Origin of the sequence: Candidatus Accumulibacter vicinus, from assembly GCF_000584955.1 — a bacterium.
Lineage (GTDB): Bacteria > Pseudomonadota > Gammaproteobacteria > Burkholderiales > Rhodocyclaceae > Accumulibacter > Accumulibacter vicinus.
The window spans coordinates 58,002-80,353 of record NZ_JDSS02000015.1 but is presented as its reverse complement, the minus strand read 5'-3'; the positions used below and the strand labels follow the sequence as shown (position 1 = coordinate 80,353).

Genomic DNA, 22,352 nt, shown 5'->3' with positions numbered 1-22,352 from the left:
ACCGAGGTACCGACGCGTTTGAGCCAGGATTCGTCGTCGCGATTCCCACCTGGCTCTTGTCTTACGCCACCGAGTATTGGCAATACCTTGTGCTCGGCCTGTTCGTCGGCATGGCCGGTGGCTCGTTCGCCATCGGCATCGCGTACACTTCGGCCTGGTTCAGCAAGGAACGACAAGGCACGGCGATGGGCATCTTCGGCGCCGGCAACGCCGGTTCGTCGCTCACCAAGTTCATCGCTCCGATGCTGATTGCAGCTTCGGCGACCGGTTCGTGGCGGAACGTGCCCAAGGTGTACTCCATCGCCCTGCTGGTGATGGCGGTCCTGTTCTGGTTCTTCACCTACGAGGATCCGCTGCACCAGAAGGACGCGCAGAAAGACCGGCGGCGCCCCTCGCTTGGCGAGCAGCTGATGCCCCTGCTCGACCTGCGGGTCTGGCGTTTTGGGCTGGCCTACTACTTCGTCTTCGGCGCCTTCGTGGCGCTCGCGCTATGGCTGCCAAAGTACTACGTCGGCGAATATGGACTGCCGTTGGCGACGGCTGCTTTCCTGACGATCCTGTTCGACCTGCCTTCCGGGGCGATCCGCGCCCTCGGCGGTTGGGCATCCGACAAAGTGGGAGGCAACCAGGTCACCTGGTGGGTGCTCTGGATCAGCCTGGTGTCCCTGGTCATCCTCAGCTATCCGCCGACGACCATGGTCATTCACGGCATCAAGGGCGATGTCGCATTCAGCATCGAAGTGGGAATCGTGCTGTTCACGATCCTGATCTTCATCCTGGGTCTGGCCCAGGGTTTCGGAAAAGCCAGCGTGTACCGCAGCCTCGCCGACCACTATCCAACGAGCATGGGCGTGGTCGGCGGCATCGTCGGCGTCATCGGTGGTCTGGGCGGTTTCACCCTGCCGATCATGTTCGGTGTCGCCGCCGATGTGGTCGGGGTACGCAGCAGTTGCTTCATGCTCCTGGTCGGCGTCGTGGTGGTGACCATGATCTGGATCTGGCGGGCCGAAAGCAGCGAAAGGGACGAGATCCTCTTCCGACATGCCGAGGCGCGCGCCGAATTGCAGGACGCGGAGCTGCTGGAACATGCGCGCCGGCGACGGCATCTCCTGGTCGACTGGCGCCCCGACGACGACTCGTTCTGGGCGGCAAGCGGCCGGCGCATCGCCAATCGCAACCTAATGTTTTCGATGCCCGCCCTGCTGCTGGCATTCGCGGTGTGGGTCGTGTGGAGCGTGATCGTCGTCGAACTGCCGCATATCGGCTACCAGTTCAGCACCAACCAGCTCTTCTGGCTGGCGGCACTGCCAGGACTGTCGGGGGCCTTCTTTCGCGTGCTCTATTCATTCGTCGTACCGATCTTCGGCGGACGCAACTGGACGGTGTACAGCACCGCCCTGCTGATACTGCCAACCCTCTGGATCGGCTACGCGGTGCAGGACCCCGGAACCAACTATGCAGTGTTTGCAGTGATTGCCCTGCTGTGCGGTCTGGGAGCGGGCAATTTCTCGTCGAGCATGGCAAACATCAGCTTCTTCTACCCGAAACGCCTGCAAGGCACGGCGCTGGGACTGAATGCCGGGATCGGCAACCTGGGCGTCGGACTGGCGCAACTGATTGCTCCGGTGGCGGTCTACGGCGGGGCACTCCTGATTCTTGGCGGCAGCGCCCAGACCCACGTAGACCAGGGCGTCACGGCTCCGATCTGGGTCCAGAATGCCGGCTTCATCTGGGTGCCGTTCATTGTCCTCAGCACCGTCGCCGCCTGGTTCGGCATGGACAACATCGCCAGTGTGCGCGCCGGCTTCGCCGATCAGGTGGCGATCTTCAAGCACAAGCATCAATGGCTGATGAGCTGGCTCTATACCGGCACCTTCGGCTCGTTCATCGGCCTCGCTGCCGGTTTCCCGATGCTGCTCAATACCCAGTTCCCGGCATCCGATGCCTTCAAGCTGGCCTTCATCGGCCCGGTCCTGGCGGCGCTCGTACGCCCCATCGGCGGTTGGCTGGCCGATCGCAAAGGGGGTGCCCCGATCACCGTATGGTGCTTTGTCGTGATGGCCCTGGCCCCCCTGGCTGCGATCGGGTTCCTGCCCGGCGGCAGTGGCGAGGGCAACGTGCAGGGCTTTGTGCTGATGTTCCTGATCCTGTTCGTCGCCGCCGGCATCGGCAATGGCACGACCATCCGGATGATCCCGATCATCTTCCGCACCTTGCGCGAACGGAAGGTGATGCGCAATGACCAGGCTGCGCTCGAACAGGCGCAGCGCGAGGGCAGTACCGAGGGCGCCGCAGCGGTCGGCTTCAGTTCGGCAGTGGCGGCGTTCGGCGGCTTCTTCATTCCGATCGCGTACGGCACGTCCATCAAACTGATGGGTGGTCCGCAAGGGGCGCTGATATTCTTCAGCCTGTTCTACGTGAGCTGCGTCGCGGTTACCTGGTGGTGGTACGCGCGCCGGGACGCCGAGGTCGCATGTTAGCGCAGAGCGAGGGTGTCGTCAGCCCCAGGCCTGGCGGCAAAATGTCCGCCCGGTTCTCTTGACTCACATCAAGGAGCGACCTCGCTTCGCACAGTACCTTTTCTTCCGATACAGCGCCGCCTGATTCGTGCTGCACGACAGTCAACGGACCGGTAAGACTGCACACTCCCACCCCATTAAAATCGGAGCCTTTATGCAAAGCACCCACCCCGCCGCGCCCGTGCGCACGAGTTCGGCCGACGTCATCGACTGGCGACCCGAGGACGACGCATTCTGGGAGAGCACCGGCAAGAAGATCGCCTACCGCAACCTCTGGATTTCGGTACCGGCACTGCTCTGCGGCTTCGCCGTCTGGGGCATGTGGGGCATCATCACCGTACAGATGCTCAACCTCGGGTTCCCCTTCACTCAGGCCGAGCTGTTCACGCTGACTGCGATTGCGGGCATTGCCGGGGCGACGATGCGCATCCCGGCGTCGTTCCTGATCCGCCTGGCCGGCGGGCGCAACACCATCTTCCTGACTACGGCGATGCTCCTGTCGCCGGCGATCGGCACCGGCATTGCCCTGCAGCACAAGGACTGGCCGCTGTGGGCGTTTCAGCTGATGGCGCTATGGTCGGGCGTCGGCGGTGGCAACTTCGCGAGTTCGATGTCCAACATCAGCACCTTTTTCCCGAAGCGGCTGCAGGGTACCGCCTTGGGCCTGAACGCCGGGCTCGGCAACTTCGGGGTGACGACGATGCAGATCGTCATTCCGCTGGCGATGACCGTTGGCCTGTTCGGCACCCTCGCTGGCGAGCCGATGACACTGATGAAAGACAGCGGCTGGATCTTCGGCAAGATCGTCGCGGGTACGCCGACCTGGATCCAGAACGCCGGCTTCGCCTGGGTGCTCTCGCTCGTCCCCTTGTCGGCGCTGTGCTGGTTCGGCATGAACAACCTGAAGACGGTTTCGCCAGACACCGGCACTCCGATCGCCGCATTCGCCAAGATCATCTACCTGTACTCGCTGGCATTCGTGCCGGCCATCGCCATCCTGTACCTGTACCTGCCCGCACCGACCGGCCTGGGCCTGATCAGCATGTGGGTCGCCGTGCCGCTCGACGTGATCAGCGCCCTGCTGGTGATGCGGCTCGCGGCCTTCGGAACGATGAAGGAGAACGTCGCCAAGCAGTTCAAGATCTTCGGAGACAAGCACACCTGGTCAATGACGCTGCTGTACATCGTGACCTTCGGCTCGTTCATCGGCTTCTCGATGGCGCTGCCGCTGTCGATCACGGTGATCTTCGGGATCAGTCACGTGCCCGATGCCAACGGCGTGCTGCAGCACACCCTGAAGAATCCGAATGCGCCCTCGGCATTCACCTATGCCTGGATCGGCCCCTTCGTCGGCGCAGCGATCCGGCCGGTGGGTGGCTGGATTTCCGACAAGCTGGGCGGTTCGATCGTCACCCAGGTGATCTCCGCGGTCATGGTCGTCGCCTCGATCGCAGTGGGCTACGTGATGATGCAGGCCTACGCCTCGGCCACGCCGGAACAGTATTTCCCCGCCTTTCTCGGCCTGTTCATCGTGCTCTTCGCCGCCAGCGGCATCGGCAACGGCTCGACTTTCCGCACCATCGGGGTGATTTTCGACCGCCAACAGGCCGGCCCCGTCCTCGGCTGGACCTCGGCCATCGCCGCCTATGGCGCGTTCATCGCGCCGGTGGTGATCGGTCAACAAATCAAGGCCGGTACGCCAGAGATTGCCATGTACGGTTTCGCTGCTTTTTACGCCTTGTGTCTGGTGCTCAACTGGTGGTTCTACCTGCGTGCGAATGCGTACGTAAAGAATCCCTGACCGCCCAGAGACCCCCTGCCCAAGTTCCCGAGGAATTCGCATGAGCCATTTTCTAGATCGACTGAGCTACTTTTCCGCACCGAAAGAAGCCTTTTCCAATGACCACGGCATGGTCACCGGCGAGGACCGCACCTGGGAAGATGCCTACCGCAATCGCTGGGCGCACGACAAGGTCGTGCGCTCGACGCACGGCGTCAATTGCACGGGTTCGTGCTCGTGGAAGATCTACGTCAAGGGCGGCATCGTCACCTGGGAAACCCAGCAGACCGACTATCCGCGCACGCGCTGGGACATGCCCAACCATGAGCCACGCGGCTGTGCGCGCGGCGCAAGCTATAGCTGGTACCTGTATAGCGCCAATCGTGTCAAGCACCCGATGGTACGCGGGCGCCTGCTCAAGAGCTGGCGCGCAGCGCGCCTGGAACATGATCCCGTGGCGGCCTGGGCGTCGATCGTCGAATCCGACAGCAAGCGCCGCGACTACCAGAGCGTGCGTGGTCTCGGCGGCTTCGTCCGTTCGAGCTGGGACGAGGTCAACGAAATCGTTGCCGCAGCGAACGTCTACACGATCAAGAAATACGGCCCCGACCGGGTGATCGGATTCTCGCCGATTCCCGCCATGTCGATGGTCAGCTATGCAGCCGGCAGCCGCTATCTGAGCCTGATCGGCGGGGTATGCATGAGCTTCTACGACTGGTACTGCGACCTGCCGCCGTCCAGCCCGCAGATCTGGGGCGAGCAGACCGACGTTCCCGAGTCCGCCGACTGGTACAACTCCACGTTCATCATCGCCTGGGGTTCGAATGTGCCGCAGACGCGCACACCCGACGCCCACTTCTTCACCGAAGTGCGCTACAAGGGCGCCAAGACCGTCGCCGTCACGCCCGACTATTCCGAGGTCGCCAAGCTCGCCGATCTGTGGATGCACCCAAAACAGGGCACCGATGCCGCGGTGGCGATGGCGATGGGGCATGTGATCCTGAAGGAATTCTATTTCGACAAGCGCAGCGAGTACTTCGACGACTACGCCCGCCGCTACACCGACCTGCCGCTGCTGGTGATGCTCAAGGAGCATGCCGGTGCCGGCGGCGAGCCACTGCTGGTGCCGGATCGGTATGTGCGCGCCTCCGATTTCGACGGCAAATTCAGTCAGGACAACAATCCCGAATGGAAAACCGTGGCCATCGACGAAACCGGCAAGGTGGTCTTGCCGAACGGTTCGATCGGTTTCCGCTGGGGCGCTGAAGGACGCGCCGACCAAGGCAAGTGGAACCTCGAAGCCCGCGAGGCCGTCGCCGCCGGCAAGGTCAGGCTCAAGCTATCGCTGCTCGAAGGAGCCGCATCGGCACCGCAGACGGCGCGGGTCGGTTTCCCGTATTTCGGCGGCATCGAGAGCGAACACTTCCCCAACAATGCGCAAAGCGACGTGCTGGTGCGTACGGTGCCGGTACAGCGCCTCACGCTGGTCAGCGATGCTGGCCCGCGCGAGGTACTGGTGGCGACGGTATTCGACCTGCAGGTCGCCCACTATGGCGTTGCGCGTGGCCTGCCCGGCGAACAGGCGGCGTCGAGCTTCGATGACAACACGCCCTACACGCCGGCATGGCAGGAGAGCATCACCGGCGTGCCGCGCGACCAGATCATCACCGTTGCCCGCCAGTTCGCGGACAACGCCGACAAGACGCACGGCAAGTCGATGGTCATCATCGGCGCAGCGATGAACCACTGGTACCACAGCGACATGAACTACCGCGGGGTCATCAACATGCTGATGATGTGTGGCTGCATCGGCCAGAGCGGTGGCGGCTGGGCGCATTACGTCGGCCAGGAGAAGCTGCGTCCGCAGACCGGCTGGACGGCACTGGCCTTCGCGCTCGACTGGATTCGGCCACCCCGCCAGATGAACTCCACCAGCTTCTTCTACGCGCATACCGATCAGTGGCGTTACGAAAAGCTCGACCTCGCAGAAGTGCTCTCGCCCTTGGCCGACAAGGCCCAGTACGCCGGCAGCATGATCGATTACAACGTGCGCGCCGAACGCATGGGCTGGCTGCCTTCGGCGCCGCAACTGCAGACGCATCCCATGCAGGTCGTGCGCGACGCGCAGGCAGCGGGCCTGGAAGCCAGGGAGTATGTGCGCAAGGCGCTCAAGGATGGTTCGCTGAAAATGAGCTGCAGCGATCCCGATCACCCCAGCAACTGGCCACGCAACCTGTTCGTCTGGCGCTCGAACCTGCTCGGCTCGTCGGGCAAGGGGCACGAGTACTTCCTCAAACACCTGCTCGGGACCAGCAACGGCGTGCAGGGCAAGGATCTGGGCGCTGAAATCGACGACCCCCAGGCGCTGCGCGCCGCCCCGCAAGAGGGTCCGGCCGCCTTGGGGCGGCCCGGCGCCAGCCGGAACGCAAAACCGAGCGAAGTCGTCTGGCACGAAAAAGGGCCGGAAGGCAAGCTCGACCTCCTGGTGACGCTCGATTTTCGCATGAGTACCACCTGCCTCTACTCGGACATCGTTCTGCCGACGGCCACCTGGTACGAAAAGAACGACCTCAACACCAGCGACATGCACCCCTTCATCCATCCGCTCTCGGCGGCGGTCGACCCGGCCTGGCAGTCGCGCAGCGACTGGGAAATCTACAAGGGCTTTGCCAGGAAATTCAGCGAAGTATGTGTCGGCCACCTCGGAGTCGAACGGGAAGTCGTGCTCACCCCGATGATGCACGATACGGCCGGCGAGCTGGCACAGCCGCTGGATGTCAAGGACTGGAAACGCGGCGAGGTCGAACTGATTCCCGGCAAGACCGCGCCACAGGTGCAGGTGGTCGAACGCGACTACCCGAACGTCTACAAGCGCTTTACCGCCCTCGGCCCACTGATGGGCAAGCTCGGCAATGGCGGCAAGGGAATCGGCTGGAACACGCAGGACGAGGTGAAGCAACTCGGCGAACTCAGCGGCTTGGTTCAGTCCGAAGGCGCTTCCTGCGGCATGCCGAACATCGACACGGATATCGACGCCTGCGAAGTGATTCTGCAGCTCGCACCGGAAACCAACGGTCATGTGGCGGTCAAGGCCTGGAAAGCGCTCGGCAAGCAGACCGGACTCGATCATACGCATCTCGCGCTGTACCGCGAGGACGAGAAGATTCGTTATCGCGACATCCAGGCACAACCGCGCAAGATCATCAGCTCTCCGACCTGGAGTGGCATCGAAAGCGAGACGGTTTCCTACAATGCCGGCTACACCAACGTCCACGAACTGATCCCCTGGCGCACGCTGACCGGGCGCCAGCAGTTCTACCTCGATCACCCCTGGATGATCGCTTTCGGTGAAGGGTTCTCGAGCTATCGCCCACCGGTCGATCTGAAGACCACCGCCGGCATTCATGGCCGCAGGCGCAATGGCAACCCGGAGATCCTGCTCAACTTCATTACGCCGCACCAGAAATGGGGGATTCACTCGACCTATACCGACAACCTGATGATGCTGACGCTGAGCCGTGGCGGCCCGATCATCTGGTTGAGCGAGGATGACGCCAGGAGCGCCGGCATCGTCGATAACGACTGGGTCGAGCTCTTCAACGTCAATGGCGCCATCGCCGCGCGGGCGGTGGTCAGTCAGCGGGTCAACCCGGGCATGGTGATGATGTACCACGCCCAGGAAAAGATCGTGAACACCCCCGGGGCCGAAATTACTGGCGTACGTGGCGGCATTCACAACTCGGTGACACGCATCGTTCTCAAACCGACGCACATGATCGGTGGTTACGCTCAGTTCTCGTACGGCTTCAACTATTACGGGACCATCGGCACCAACCGTGACGAGTTCGTCGTGGTGCGCAAGATGAACAAGGTCGACTGGCTCGACACGCCGGTTGGCAGCGAACGTATCGCGCTCGTACAGGCACAAGGAGAAAACGCATGAAAGTCCGCGCACAGATCGGCATGGTGCTCAACCTCGACAAGTGCATCGGTTGTCACACCTGTTCTGTCACCTGCAAGAACGTCTGGACCAGTCGCCCGGGAATGGAGTACGCCTGGTTCAACAACGTCGAAACCAAGCCCGGCATTGGTTACCCCAAGGAATGGGAGAACCAGGACAAGTGGAACGGCGGCTGGATGCGCAAGGCGAATGGCTCGATCGAGCCGCGCCAGGGTGGCAAGTGGAAGCTCTTGATGAAGATCTTCGCCAATCCCAACCTGCCGGAGATCGACGACTACTACGAGCCCTTCACCTTCGACTACGACCACCTGCAAAGCGCACCGGAGATGAAGGCCAGCCCGACGGCGCGGCCGCGCAGCCTGATCACCGGCATGCAGATGGACAAGATCGTCTGGGGACCGAACTGGGAAGAGATCCTTGGCGGCGAGTTCAGCAAGCGCAGCGCCGACAAGAACTTCGACGGTTTCGAGGCCGCGCAGAAAGCGATGGTGGGTGAATTCGAGAACACCTTCATGATGTATCTGCCGCGGCTTTGCGAGCATTGCCTGAATCCGGCGTGTGTGGCGAGTTGCCCGTCGGGTTCGATCTACAAGCGCGAGGAAGACGGCATCGTCCTGATCGATCAGGACAAGTGCCGCGGCTGGCGCATGTGCGTCAGCGGCTGCCCGTACAAGAAGATCTACTACAACTGGAAGAGCGGCAAGGCCGAGAAGTGCATCTTCTGCTACCCGCGTATCGAATCCGGGCAACCGACGGTCTGTTCGGAAACCTGCGTCGGCCGCATCCGCTATCTGGGCGTCCTGCTGTATGACGCCGACCGGATCGAGGAAGCCGCCGCAGTCGAACACGATCGCAACCTCTACCCGGCGCAGCTGCAGGTCTTCCTCGACCCGAACAATCCCCAGGTCATCGAGCAGGCGCGCCGCGACGGCATTCCCGATGCCTGGATGGACGCTGCACGCAAGAGCCCGGTCTACAAGATGGCCATCGACTGGAAGGTCGCCCTGCCGCTGCATCCCGAATACCGCACGCTACCGATGGTCTGGTACGTGCCGCCGCTGTCGCCAATCGCCGCTGCCACCCATGCTGGTCACCTGGGGAGCAACGGCGAGATCCCCGACGTCAAGCAACTGCGCATCCCGGTCAAGTATCTGGCCAACCTGCTGACCGCCGGCGATACGACACCAGTGGTGCGGGCGCTCGAACGAATGCTGGCGATGCGTGCGTATCAGCGCGCAAAACATGTCGAAGGCCGCACCAACCTGGACGTGCTCAAGCAGGTTCAGATGACCCAGGCGGAAGTCGAAGAGATGTATCAGGTGATGGCCATCGCCAACTACGAAGACCGCTTCGTGATCCCGACCAGCCACCGCGAGTATGCCGAGAACACTTTCAACGTGCGGGGCGGCTGTGGCTTCTCGTTCGGCAACGGCTGCTCCGAAGGAATCGGCGAGATGAGCCTGTTCGGTAGCGAGAAGAAGCGAACGATTCCCATCAAGGCGGAGGTCTGAGCGATGTTTTCGCCGAAAATCCCGGCCATGGCGATGACCCTGCGGGTGCTGGCGCGGTTGCTGAGCTATCCCGATGCCGACCTGCGCCAGCACCTGAGCGTCATGCGCGACGCACTGCATGATGAACGGGCGCTCTCTTCGACGCGCCTGGCCGAACTCGACGCCCTGATCGCCAGCATTGATCGCCAGACCGACATCGATGCCGAAGCCGATTACGTCCAGCTCTTCGACAGCGGGCGCCGCACCTCGCTGCATCTCTTTGAACATGTGCACGGCGATTCGCGCGAGCGCGGCCCGGCGATGATCGACCTGGCGCAGACCTTTGAACAGGCCGGCCTGTACCTGACGGAAGGAACGCTGCCCGATTACCTGCCGGTGGTGCTCGAGTACGCCTCGACACAACCGCCACGCGAAGCGCGCGCCTTCCTCAACGAGATGGAGGAGATCCTGAACGTCATCTTCCATGCCCTGCTCAAGCGCAACAGCCGCTACGCCAGCGCCCTGGGCGCCCTGCTCGAACTGGCGGGTGGCAAGGCAAGACCGGTCAGCATTCCCGACGACGAGCCGATCGACGACACCTGGGCCGAGCCCGCCGCCTTCGACGGTTGCGCCGCACGCGGCCAGCAACGAACCCACACGACGCAGCCGATCCATATCGTCCGCCCCACCTCCACCCAAGGAGTGCGCACATGAACACCCTGCAAGCCTACGCTCACAACTTTTTCTTCAACGTCTATCCGTACCTGTGCCTGGCCGTTTTCCTGATGGGCAGCCTGGCGCGCTTCGACCGCGACCAGTACACCTGGAAGAGCGATTCATCGCAAATGCTGCGCGCCGGAACGCTGCGCTGGGGCAGCAACCTCTTCCACATCGGCATCCTGTTCCTGCTGATGGGCCATACCGTCGGCCTGCTGACGCCGCATTGGCTCTACGAGCCGTTCATTTCGCCGGAGCGCAAGCAGGTGGTGGCGGTGGTGGCCGGCGGCATCGCCGGCGTGATCTGCTTCATCGGGCTGACCCTGCTCCTGCATCGGCGCCTGTCCGACCCGCGCATCCGTCTCACCAGCCACCGCACCGACCTCGCGATCCTGATCATCCTGTGGGTGCAACTGACCATCGGGCTGATCACGCTACCCTACTCTTTCGGGCACGAGGACGCCAGCGTGATGCTCGCGCTGTCCGACTGGGCGCAGCGCATCGTCACCTTCCGGCCAGACGCCGCCGGTCTCGTCGCGCTGGCCTGGCCGTACAAGATCCACCTGGTGCTCGGAATGACGATTTTCCTGCTGCTGCCGTTCAGCCGGCTGGTGCATGTATGGAGCGGCTTTGCGTCGCTTGCCTACGTCTTCCGCCCCTATCAGTTGGTGCGATCCCGCCGGCTGAATCTGCCAGGCGGCCACAACACGCCACCCGCCCGCAACTAGAGGAGAGTGGACATGGTCCCTGCCACGGCCCTTTTCGAGGTTTCCGACACGGTGGCCGCCAGCGCGCGCGTCAACGGCGTAGCGCTGCATGCGGACGGTGAATTGCTCGACCCAGCCACCCTGCGCCAGCGCGCTTGCACCGAGCTGTTGCGACAGGCAGCGCAGACAGCAGGACTGCTGGAGCCAGGCGATCGGGCCACTTCCGACGGCGTGCTCAGCGAAGCCGCCGCGAACGCCATCGAAGCGCTGCTCGAACGCACCCTGAAGGTGCCCGATCCGTCCGAAGACGAGTGTCGTCGCCACTACGCAGCGCACGAAAGCGCTTACCGGACCGGCGAACGGGTTCGCCTTCGCCACATCCTCTTTGCCGTAACGCCGGGCGTGCATCTCCCTGCCCTGCGCCAGCGCGCAGAAGCGACCCTGCTCGACGTGCGCAGCCACGATGATCAGGAAGTTGACCGTTTCACCGAAGCTGCACGGACCCTCTCCAACTGTCCGAGCGCTGCCGAGGGCGGTGATCTCGGATGGCTGACCGCGGCCGATTGCGCTCCGGAGGTCGCCCGCGAAGTGTTTGGCCATGCCGAGGTGGGTGTCCTACCTCGCCTGGTACGCAGCCGCTTCGGTCTGCATGTGATCGAGGTGGTCGAACGGATGCCCGGTGTCACACAGCCCTTTGCAACGGTCCGTGCAACGGTGGCCCAGTCGTTGCGTCAACACACCTACGTGACCGCGCTGCGCCAGTATCTGAACGGACTGGCCAGGGCAGCCGTGCTGACAGGGGTTGACCTGAATTAGCAGCTTGATCTGCATCAAGGACAGCGCACGATAGAAATTTGAGACTATCGGCTTCCGACAACTATCTAGAAGGGGAGGAAATGAGAACGATTCAATCCATTGCCGGGCTATTTGCCGTCACCGCCTTGACCTTGACCATGAGCAGCGCATTTGCCCAGGAAGGCAAGAAGAGCGTTACTCCGGCCGAAGTCAAATACCAGGCAGCCGGCTCGCCGCTGGCCAGCGAGCCGATGCATCAGAGCATCGATCCCAAGGCCCCAGCGATGACCAAAGCCGAGTTCGACAAGGCGAGGCAGGTTTACTTCGAGCGCTGTGCCGGTTGCCATGGCGTTCTGCGTAAGGGCGCCACCGGCAAGGCATTGACCCCGGACAAGACGCTGGCCAGCGGTACCGACTACCTGAAGGTGTTCATCAAATACGGTTCGCCGGCCGGCATGCCGAACTGGGGGACCTCGGGCGAACTCAGCGACGAGGAAGTCGACCTGATGGCGCGCTACATCCAGCAGGAGCCACCGACTCCGCCCGAATTCTCGATGGCCGACATGAAGAAGACCTGGAAGGTCCTCGTGCCGCCCGAGAAGCGTCCAACCAAGAAGATGAACAACTACAACCTCGACAACATCTTCTCGACGACATTGCGTGATTCCGGAGAAGTGGCACTGATCGACGGCGACACCAAGAAGATCATCAACATTGTCAAGACCGGTTACGCCGTGCACATTTCGCGCATGTCAGCCTCCGGCCGCTACCTCTACGTCATTGGCCGCGATGCACGCCTCAACCTCATCGACCTCTGGATGGAGAAACCGGACAATGTCGCCGAACTCAAGATCGGTCTCGAGGCCCGCTCGGTAGATACGTCCAAATTCAAGGGCTACGAGGACAAGCTGGCGATTGCCGGTTCGTATTGGCCACCGCAGTACGTGATCATGAAGGGTGACACCCTCGAACCGCTGAGAATCGCCGCCACGCGCGGGATGACCGTGGACACCCAGGAGTTCCACCCTGAGCCTCGCGTCGCCTCCATCGTCGCCTCACACTACAAGCCCGAGTTCATCGTCAATGTCAAGGAAACCGGCAAGATCCTGCTGGTCGACTACAGCGACCTCAAGGCATTGAAGACGACCGAGATCGACGCTGCCCGCTTCCTGCACGACGGCGGCTGGGACATGTCGAAGCGCTACTTCATGGTCGCCGCCAACCAGTCGAACAAGATCGCGGCAGTCGATGCCAAGGAAGGCAAGCTCGCAGCGCTGATCGAGGTCGGCAAGATTCCGCACCCAGGTCGCGGCGCCACCTTCGTCGATCCAAAGTTCGGCCCAATCTGGGCAACCAGCCACCTCGGCGACGAGACCATCAGCCTGATCGGCACCGATCCGGTCAAACATCCGAAGGAAGCCTGGAAAGTCGTACGCACGCTGAAGGGACAGGGCGGCGGTTCACTCTTCCTGAAGACGCATCCGAAGTCGACCAACCTCTATGTCGACACGCCGCTCAATCCCGATGCGGCGGTCAGCCAGTCGGTTGCCGTCTTCGACATCAAGAACCTCGACAAACCGTACAAGGTTCTGCCGATCGCCGAATGGGCCGGCCTCGGTGAAGGGGCCAAGCGCGTCGTCCAGCCGGAATACAACAAGGCGGGCGACGAAGTCTGGTTCTCGGTGTGGAGCGCGAAGAACCAGGAATCGGCACTGGTCGTGGTTGACGACAAGACCCTGAAGCTCAAGACGGTGATCAAGGACAAGCAACTGATCACGCCGACGGGACACTTCAACGTGTACAACACGCAGCACGACGTCTACTGAGGAAGGCAATGGCAACCGGGCACGCGCCTCTGCGCGCCGCCCGGTTGTGCAGGCGCGGGCGGGCTGTCCAGGCCCGCCTCGCTGACCATCCGGGCGTTTCAACCCCTTCATCCAACGGAGTTACAAGCATGAAAGCGATCCCCCTGTGCCTGCTGCTGGCTGCTGCCGGCGTGATGTCTGCTGGCGCCGTCCAGGCTGATGAAGCCCTGGCAAAAGCCAAAAATTGCCTGGCGTGTCACGCCACAGACAAGAAGGTTGTCGGTCCGTCCTACAAGGATGTGGCAAAAAAGTACACGGCCAAGGACGAAGCCATGCTCGCCGAGAAGGTGATCAAGGGCAGCAAGGGCGTCTGGGGCCCGGTGCCGATGCCGCCGAATGCTACCGTCACGCCTGACGAGGCGAACAAACTGGTAAAGTGGATCCTCAGCATGAAGTGATCGCCGCATCAACGAGAAAACCGGTTGCCCTTGGCACCCAGCTTCGCCCGATCGCTCGAGCGTCCCGCCTTCCAGTGGGCGATGGCAAGCGTCGCAGTGAGCTGGGGGACTCGGTATGATCCGGCCGATCCACCTTCTTCAGGGTATGCCCATCATGCCCCCCTCCTGACCCTCTTGTCGGGTGTTGGCCGGCTTGGCGCTACGATTTCGGCGTGGGCTTATTCATCCCGTCCGAATGGATACGGGAACGATCTCGTTTCGTTCTCGGCATCCGGCATTTCGTCGATCGAGATTACCAACCCCTTCGATGGATGGTTGTTCGCCATCGACGATCTGAAGTTCGGCGTTCCAGAACCAGGATCGTTGGCCCTTCTGGGCCTGGCCCTGCCGGGATCGCCGGTTCACGCAAGCGCAAGGCCGTTTGAGCTGTTTCCGCCCATGTCGCCCCGGTCTTGTACCGGGTTTTTTGTTTTGTGTGCCGGGAACTGGCCCTGCACGCGAAACGCTCAGGCGGTCACCTCACGCTGCCTCCGGCACACCTTGACCGCTTCGTGGCTCGGCCCGCAAGAGGCAAACCAGATCGGGCAGGCAGCGGCCTGCTCCAGCCGGTCGAGCAGCGACGCCGCTACAGTCAGCATGCGCGCCTGATAGACCGGACGTACCCGGAAGAGCAGGTCCGTCAGCGCTGCCTGGTGTGCCAGGTCTTCTCTGGCGCTGCACGGCAGGCGTGTCACGCGCCCGGCCGGCGCCAGCCAGCCGGCAGCCCTGCTCTCTTCTCCGGGCACGGTCGTCTCGTAGGCCTCGCACCAGCGCAGCCCGGGCACATGCCGGAAAGCATCGAGGTGACTGACCAACAGGCCGTCGAGACGTCCGCTGGCAGCCAGGGCGTAGCGCAGGAGCACGCCGTCCGGGTGGCCGCGCCGGAAGCGGCCCTGCCAGCCCTGGTCGCTGTTATGCGGTTCCGGGAGAACGTCCAGTCCGGCGTCGGCCGTCGGGAACGGACCCGCTCCGTGCCGCGTGAGATAGGCGCGCAGGACCCCGAGGTGCTCGACCCGGGCAGGGCAGCCGTAGTCTGCCGCGACCGCTTCGACGGCGCGCGGGTGGATGCTGCTCCAGGTGGTGTGCGGATGAAATCCCCGCCATTCATCGAGGAGAACGCCCTGTGCCCCCTCAAACAAGACCGTCCCGGGGCGCGCCAGGCGCGCAGCGATTGTTTCTGCCGACGATGGGGGAACATCCCGCAACAGGTTCTGGATATTTTCCAGCCAGGCTTCGGCAAGCTGCGCGTCGGCGAGCAAACGATACTCGGCCGCAATTGCTGCGGCATTTGCGGCCACCTCGCCCAGGGCAGCGAACGCGGGCAGGAGATCGCAGCGAATTGCCTGCAGTTTCTGCATCGCCAGCGCGGGTCGGGCCAGATCGCCGTAATGCAGCGTGTGCTCAGGGTGAGCGAGCGCATGGCGAACGGTTTCGCCGACCCCGACGCCGCAGCTTCCGTGCGCCGCGGCGCCACGCGCCAGCTCGCGCAGACGACCGGCGGCCTGATGGAACGGCGTATTGACCCGACAGCGCCGATCGATGAACAGGCGCTCCAGGCCATCATCGACGCCTATCGACTGCAGCCGGGAATGCTCGACCAGAAGCGCGCCGGGATGGACGACCACCGGATAGGCGAGAACGGTCGCCACGCCCGGCACCAGCGTCCCGGCGGCGAATTGCGAGAAGGTATGCTGCCGGCCGTCGGGCAGAACGACGTTGTGTCCGGCCTGCGCACCGCCGTTAAAACGGACAACCGTGTGTACCTGCCATCGCCGGCAGAGCGCGTCGGTGAACACGCCCTTGCCACAATCGCCGAAACCCAGACCGAGCAGGGAGACCAGGCGGGGCATGCGCACAGGCCCTCCTCTTCAGGAAAACAGGCGCTTCCACCAATCGGGTTTGCCGATCGCGGTCGAAGTCGGATGCGTGTGGATGCGCTTCGGCGCGTCCGGGTCGATGAGATCAGCATAAGGCTGCAGCGCGCGGACGGTGGCGGCAATGCGATCACGCGGGGTGCCGTTGGCGTGCAGGACATCGGCGAGCGCGTCGACGCCGCTGAGGGCGCCCTCGGTCAGACCGACGATCGCTGCCGCGACCGTGCAGGTGTCCACATGGGATTCCATGCAGATCACCTGGTCGCCGAGCACCTCGCGCCAGCGCGCTTCACAGTTTTGACGGCGTTGCCGATCCGGAATCAGGAAGAAGAGATGCCAGGATTCGGCGGCAGCGGCGACGACCTCCTCGAGCGCAATGTCTTCGTCGAGCCTCTCGCCGATCAGGGCTTCGATCTGATGGCGAGAAACGACCGGATAGGGATGTTCATCGCCGGTCATGAACAGATAGCCACGTTTTCTGCGCTTCACCCAGCAGTCGAGGTCGGTGTGTTGCGCGAGTACGTAGAAAGCCAGCTCGTAACTCTCGCTATTCGAGCCACCGCCTCCCCCTTCGAGGTAACTCCAGGTGAGCCACTGGTCGATCAGTTCCGCAGTGGTTTCGAACTGCCCGACCTGCAGCGGCGCGCCATCCGAGGTGGCATCGCCAATCGCCATGAACATCACCTGCGGGTCGGGAACCCGGCAATCGGTCAGCAACTTCATGAAAGTCGGCAGATCGCGGCGCGCGAGGAATTCGGGAATATTTCCCATCGAGCCGGTGACATCGAGCGCAAAGACGATGCCGAGCGAATTCGGATGTTCGGCGCTGTCGCGCGCTTCGCGAACCAACAGGCCCCTGGGGTCCATCAAGGCGTGACAGCCCCGTTGTTTGAAGACCTCGGCGCGTGACAGCGCCGCCCGATCCGTGGTCAGCGCCGCATGCGCGCTGTGCGAATAACTACCGTAGCCCATGATGTTCTCCTAGCGGCAAGTCGCCGAAATGGGGTTGAAAGGGATGAATTTCGGCGGCCCGAAGGCGGCGCGAGCGGCCGCGACCAGCGCCTGGTCAAGCCCGCGCGCGCCGACCTCGGCACACCAGGCGGCGTCTTCGCTGCTGCGCTCCAGCAAATCCACCAGGGGAGGAGGCGTACTGCGCCCGCAGGTGGGCAGCGCGTCGCCTCCGGACAAGAGTGCGCGCAGGGTCCACGCCGATTGCCGCAGATCGCGGGCCATCGCTGCGCCATCCGCGTCAGGCATGGCGTGCGACCAGCCGACGAGGTGCACGCCGTGATCGCGCGGGTGGACGAGCCAGTGCTCGGGCCTCAGCTCGCCGTGCGTCCAGCCGCTGTCGTGCGCAAATGCCAGCACTTCGAGGACTCGCCGCCAGATCCAGACAGCGTGCCGTGGATCGATTCCGTTTGCTGCGTAATGCAAAACCTGCGCCAGGCTACCCCAGTATCCGGAGGGATGGCGGAGCAGCAGCCCTTCCTGCTCGTTTCCGCCGGCCGTTTCGCCGACACCGCTGGCAATCGGTTGCGGAACCCTTTGCGAAAAGTACGCCGCCTCTGCCAGCCGACTCGCCTGCAGGGCGCGCAGGATCGCGGCCTCGGCGGCAAGCACGCCGGGTTTCGTACCGGCGTGCGCCAGTTTGACGATCACCCGCGCCGGAAAGGGACCCATGCGTTCAGCAAGATGAACCTCGGCATGTTCGCCGACACCCACCCGCTTGAGCAATTGGTAGCGTTGCCCCTGCCAGCGCAGCACCGGCAAGGTCGATGGGTAGCCGGCCAGGGCCTGCGCACGAACTCGCGCGGCTGCTTCGCGCAAGGGCGCCGCCTGCACGAGCGACTTGTTGCGGGTGACCGTCGCGGAGCAATAAGGACAGACCACCATGCGCCAGCTCGCCTGTCGGGGCAATGCCGCACCGCATTGCGGACAGGTGAGTGCGGTGAATGACATCGCGCCAGGCTCAGGGATGCAGGGACAGAAAGTGGTCGAGCAGATTGAAGTGATCTTCAAAGAAGCGACTTTCCATGGCCCTGAGTTCTGCAATCGGCGTCCACCTGGCTTGCGCCGCATCGTCGGCGCCGCTGACCTCGGGCAAGCGGCAGTCGCCGAGATCGAACCAATGCGCATGCGTGATCGTTCGCCCGCGCAGACTGCGGTCGGGGTGATCGAAGACGGCAACGCCTTGCAGGGCCACTTCAAGGGTGGAATCGAGCAGGCCAAGGCCGGTTTCTTCACGCAGCTCACGAATCGCGCCCTGCAGGACACGCTCACGCGGCTCGAGAAAACCGCCCGGCACGGCCCACAAGCCCTTTCCCGGCAAACGCCCACGTTCGACGAGCAGGACATGCGCGGACGCGGTGACGACCGCGTCCACGGTCACGAAAGGACCGCTTCCCCAGACCCGCCGGTTCTCCTCGAGGGCCAGATGCTCGCCGCGCAGTGAGTGATAATGCTGCAGGCGGGTCCAGCCCTTCAGATAGTGAACGATCGGCGCCGGCAGCAGCCCGCCAAGCAACGCCTGTGTCGCCGGCCAGTCTTCGCTCTCGAAGTAGATCTGGCGGATACTGGTCGCGTCGATCTCGTCAAATTGCGGCGCGGCGACGAACTGCCAGCGCGGAAAACGCTGCAGGTATTGGCTGGAGGCATCCTTGAGGTAGCCGACGAGGGCAATCCGTGCGCCGGGGACACTGTGTTCCTGCACCGCAGCGACGACCGCCTCGCCCCAGCGCCGATCGTCGTAGTAGTCGCGAATCGGCAGAAAACGGACACGCGCGCGCGTCGCTTCGTCGAGCGTGCTGCCGATCATGGCGGCGCGCTCCTCCCAGGTAAACGGGTTCTTCGCATTGCGCGCGGCGTGCGCCGATCCGAGCAGGACGATCACCTGCCCGGCGCTTTGCAGGGTTCTGGCGAGCAAGGCCGCATGCGCATTGTGGAAAGGCTGGAAACGGCCAATCAGTACGGCGGTGTCGAATCGGTCGGGGGTCATTTAATGGGCTCCTGGTCAGTCATAGCAGGCGGCAATCGGCATCTGCCGGCCGCTGCCGAAAGCGCGCCCGCGCAGGCGCAGAATCGGCGGGGCCTGGCGTCGCTTGTATTCGTTGCGCGCAATCATGCGCCGTATTCTCGTCACCAGCGCCCTGCCCTCGGCGTCGACCAGCAGTTGCGCATAGGTTGACTCGACTTCCGCGCGCTCGTCGGCACCGAGGCGCTCCCCCTCGATCAGCACCTTGAGGATCGTGTCCAGGACCGGATACGGCGGCAGGCTGTCGGTGTCCCGCTGACCGGGCGCGAGCTCGGCCGAAGGCGCCTTGTCGAGGATCGCCTGCGGGATCACTTCGCCATCGGCGCATTCGTTGAGGTGCCGGCTCAAGGCAAAGACTTCGGTCTTGTAGAGGTCGCCGATCAAACCCAGACCGCCGTTGGTATCGCCGTACAGCGTGCAATAGCCGACCGAGATTTCGCTCTTGTTGCCGGTGGTGAGCAGCAGGTGGCCATAACTGTTGGAATACTCCATCAGGATGGTGCCGCGCACCCGCGCCTGCAGATTCTCGAGCGCCAGACCGCGCAAGGGGCCGCTGCAGGCCGCGGCAAAGTCCGCTGCGAACTGGCTGACGAGGTCGCGAATGGGGTGCTCGATCAGGCGGATTCCAAGCCTTCGGCAGAGCACCTCGGAGTCGCCGACGCTGCCTGGCGTCGAGAAACTCGATGGCATGGTGATGGCAACAACATGGTCCGCACCGAGTGCCTCGACGGCGAGCGCCAGCGTCAGCGCGCTGTCGATCCCGCCCGAGGAGCCGACGACCGCGCGGCTGAAGCCGCAGCGACGAGCGTAATCGCGCAAGCCGAGAACGATCTGCCGGCGGTAGAACTCCATCACCGGCAGTCCTTCGGCGGCGACTGGCGGCAGCGCTTCCCCGCTGGCCGACAGAAAGTTAGTGCCGTCCCACTGCAACGTGCTCACCGCTTCGGCAAAGCGCGGCGCCTCGAACACCACTCCGGCCTTGGGAGAAACCGCGAACGAGGCGCCGTCGAAGACCAGCTGGTCATGCCCGCCGATCTGGTTGACATAGACCAGCGGGATCTGGTGGCGCCGACTGGCCGCCGCAAAGAGACGATGGCGCTGTTCGCGCTTGCCGATGTTCGACGGGCTGGCGTTGATCGTCACCAGCAGATCGGGACGGGCATCGGCGAGGCGGCTGAACGGGTTGACCGCATAGTCGCTGCCGGCGTCATTCCAGCCGTCTTCACAGATCAGGAAACCGATCTGCGTACCGCCGACGCGCAGGATCCGGGCGACATCCGGCCCCGGCTCGAAATGGCGGCGCTCGTCAAAAATGTTGTAGGTCGGCAGCAACTGCTTCGCGTAGCGGACAACGACGGTGCCATCACAAATCACGAGCAGACTGTTTTCAAGCGGCTTGCCGGGGCCGCTGCGCCGCGTCGGCGCGCCGACCACCCAGTACAGGCCCGGCGTCGCATGGCTGGCTGCAAGCAGCGTGTTCAGGCCCGCCGCCGCGCGCTCGATGAATTCGGGTTCATCGAGCAGGTCACCGGGCGAGTAAGCGGTCAGCGACAGTTCGGGGAAAACCACCATCTGCGCCTGCTCGGCATGCGCCTGGGCGGCTGCGCGACACATCAGGCCGATGTTGCCGTCGATGTCGCCGATCGTCGGATTCAACTGCGCGAGGGTGATGCGAAAGTGGCTCATGGCGTTTCCACCGGATGATTGAAGACCTGGCGCAGATAGGCCAGGAAGGTGTGGTCCTCGCACAACGTCTTGCCTGCAGAATCGGAGAGCTTGGCGACCGGCTGCCCGTTGCACGCCATGATTTTCATGACCACATTGAGTGCCTGATGCGGCGTATCGTTCGACAGGTCGGTGCCGATGCCGTAGGAGGTCTGCACACGTCCGCGCAAACGCCGGTACAGATCGACCGCGCGCGGCAGGTTGAGGCCGTCGGAGAAGACCAGGCGCTTGCTCATCGGGTCGATGTGCAGTTGCGCATAGTGGCGTAGCGCCTTCTCCGCCCATTCGACGGGATCGCCCGAATCGTGGCGCAGGCCGTCGAACAGCTTGGCGAAGTACAGGTCGAAATCGGCGAGAAAGGCATCCATGCCGACCACGTCGGTCAGCGCGATGCCAAGATCGCCGCGATACTCCTGCACCCAGGCCTCGAGCGCCGCTTTCTGAAAATCGCGCAGGCGAAAGCCGAACGCCTGGTAAGCCTGCAGGTACTCGTGCGCCATCGTGCCGATCGGCGTCAGCCCCAGCTTCTTCGCCAGGTAGACGTTGGAAGTGCCGCGAAAATGCTCCGGCACCTCGCTGGCCAGCGTGCGCACGACTTCCTCGTGCCAGGCCGCGGAATAGCGCCGACGCAGGCCGAAGTCGAAGAAGATGAAAGGTTCGGTCGCCGACAGCAGTGCCTGCCGCTCCGACTTCAGGAATCCGACCTTCGCCTGCAGCCGTTCGCGCGCCACGGCAAGGATCGAAGCATCGGTCGATAGCCGGCGAAAATAGAGTTCATTGACAATGTAGAGCACAAAAATCTCGAAGGCCATGACATGCACCAGAGGACCGCTGGCGACGACCCGCAGATGCTCGCCGTCGGCGCGCGTGCGGATGAAGCGGCGCTGGAAGCGAAACACCGAGAGGAAGTCGACGAAGTCGCTCTTGATGAAGCGCAGGCTGCGCAGATACGCGAGTTCATCGTCGCTGAAGGTCAGGGTACACAAGTGGTCGAGTTCGGCATCGACGTCGGCCTTAAGCTCCGCCAGCGGATAGACGGGCCGGTTCCGGCAGAAGAAGGCGTATTCGGCCTGCGCTCCCGGGTGGCTATGCAGCAGCGCCTGCCACATCGTGAACTTGTAAAGGTCGTTTTCCAGCAGGCTGCGAACCACAGGGGGATAAATCTTCTGCCAGGTCATGCTCACTCTCCTCTTCGGCAACGCCGACCAGCCGGCGCGTGAACACACTGTAGACCACTTCGTTGCATTTTGCAACTAATGGAAGAAAAAATTTTCTTGGCACGCTTGCGAGCGGCAGCCGACGGCCTGCCACAGAGCCTGCATGCACACCCTGTCGGGAACGTACACGGCTCTAATGACTTCGGCACCGGCGAGCGGGTCGTCGATGTCGGCTATGGCCTCTTTGCGACACCCATGTCGGTGCTTGGCGAAGTCATGCGCCGCGACCGGATT

The 22,352-nt window shown here is 63.3% G+C and carries 15 protein-coding genes; 9 read left to right on the top strand and 6 right to left on the bottom strand.

All coding sequences use genetic code 11. From position 1 onward, the window contains the following. The 9 genes from CAPSK01_RS04005 to CAPSK01_RS03965 form a co-directional block, all read left to right on the top strand. Positions 1 to 2,480, top strand: a 2,480-nt coding sequence (locus CAPSK01_RS04005) for an MFS transporter (RefSeq protein ID WP_273703047.1), incomplete at its 5' end; no start/stop codon positions are given. Positions 2,481 to 2,673: 193 nt separating this feature from the next. Further along, entirely contained in the window at positions 2,674 to 4,320 is a 1,647-nt protein-coding gene (locus tag CAPSK01_RS04000) for an MFS transporter (RefSeq protein WP_034922853.1), read from the top strand. 40 nt (positions 4,321 to 4,360) lie between these two features. Continuing rightward, positions 4,361 to 8,242 (top strand): nitrate reductase subunit alpha, encoded by a 3,882-nt coding sequence (locus CAPSK01_RS03995; protein WP_034922850.1) that lies wholly within the window; start codon positions 4,361 to 4,363, stop codon positions 8,240 to 8,242. Continuing rightward, the gene (gene narH, locus CAPSK01_RS03990; protein ID WP_034922847.1) at positions 8,239 to 9,771 is read left to right on the top strand and encodes a nitrate reductase subunit beta; all 1,533 of its coding nucleotides are present in this window, start codon (positions 8,239 to 8,241) and stop codon (positions 9,769 to 9,771) included. Before CAPSK01_RS03995 ends, narH begins: the two co-directional genes overlap by 4 nt. Positions 9,772 to 9,774: 3 nt before the next feature. Further along, positions 9,775 to 10,464, top strand: a complete 690-nt coding sequence (narJ, locus tag CAPSK01_RS03985) for a nitrate reductase molybdenum cofactor assembly chaperone (RefSeq protein WP_034922844.1) — start codon at positions 9,775 to 9,777, stop codon at positions 10,462 to 10,464. Beyond that, entirely contained in the window at positions 10,461 to 11,195 is a 735-nt protein-coding gene (gene narI, locus CAPSK01_RS03980) for a respiratory nitrate reductase subunit gamma (RefSeq protein WP_273703046.1), read from the top strand. The genes narJ and narI overlap by 4 nt, the downstream gene beginning before the upstream one ends. Positions 11,196 to 11,207: 12 nt before the next feature. Beyond that, complete coding sequence (locus CAPSK01_RS03975; RefSeq protein ID WP_034922841.1) at positions 11,208 to 11,990, top strand: peptidylprolyl isomerase; 783 nt, start codon at positions 11,208 to 11,210, stop codon at positions 11,988 to 11,990. A gap of 80 nt (positions 11,991 to 12,070) precedes the next feature. Next, the gene (locus CAPSK01_RS03970) at positions 12,071 to 13,795 is read left to right on the top strand and encodes a nitrite reductase (protein ID WP_034922838.1); all 1,725 of its coding nucleotides are present in this window, start codon (positions 12,071 to 12,073) and stop codon (positions 13,793 to 13,795) included. A 128-nt stretch (positions 13,796 to 13,923) separates the two neighbouring features. Further along, on the top strand, positions 13,924 to 14,232 hold the full coding sequence (locus CAPSK01_RS03965) for a c-type cytochrome (RefSeq protein ID WP_273703045.1): 309 nt from the start codon (positions 13,924 to 13,926) through the stop codon (positions 14,230 to 14,232). Positions 14,233 to 14,738: 506 nt separating this feature from the next. Here CAPSK01_RS03965 and CAPSK01_RS03960 read toward each other — a convergent pair. From CAPSK01_RS03960 to pncB, 6 genes are read right to left on the bottom strand one after another with little or no spacing between them, the layout of a single operon-like run. After that, entirely contained in the window at positions 14,739 to 16,121 is a 1,383-nt protein-coding gene (locus CAPSK01_RS03960) for an adenylosuccinate synthetase (protein ID WP_034922836.1), read from the bottom strand. An 18-nt stretch (positions 16,122 to 16,139) separates the two neighbouring features. Further along, complete coding sequence (locus CAPSK01_RS03955) at positions 16,140 to 17,117, bottom strand: hypothetical protein (protein ID WP_034922834.1); 978 nt, start codon at positions 17,115 to 17,117, stop codon at positions 16,140 to 16,142. A 9-nt stretch (positions 17,118 to 17,126) separates the two neighbouring features. Beyond that, a complete protein-coding gene (locus CAPSK01_RS03950) occupies positions 17,127 to 18,104 on the bottom strand; it encodes a serine/threonine protein kinase (RefSeq protein WP_034922832.1) in 978 nt (325 codons plus the stop codon). A gap of 10 nt (positions 18,105 to 18,114) precedes the next feature. After that, complete coding sequence (locus tag CAPSK01_RS03945) at positions 18,115 to 19,140, bottom strand: bifunctional nicotinamide-nucleotide adenylyltransferase/Nudix hydroxylase (protein ID WP_034922830.1); 1,026 nt, start codon at positions 19,138 to 19,140, stop codon at positions 18,115 to 18,117. 15 nt (positions 19,141 to 19,155) lie between these two features. Then, positions 19,156 to 20,862: an NAD+ synthase gene (locus CAPSK01_RS03940; protein ID WP_034922828.1), complete on the bottom strand. Its 1,707-nt coding sequence runs from the start codon at positions 20,860 to 20,862 to the stop codon at positions 19,156 to 19,158. Beyond that, positions 20,859 to 22,079 carry a nicotinate phosphoribosyltransferase gene (gene pncB / locus CAPSK01_RS03935; RefSeq protein ID WP_034922826.1) on the bottom strand — a complete coding sequence of 407 codons (1,221 nt, stop codon included), beginning with the start codon at positions 22,077 to 22,079 and terminating at the stop codon, positions 20,859 to 20,861. The genes CAPSK01_RS03940 and pncB overlap by 4 nt, the downstream gene beginning before the upstream one ends. Between the last annotated feature and the right edge of the window lie 273 nt (positions 22,080 to 22,352).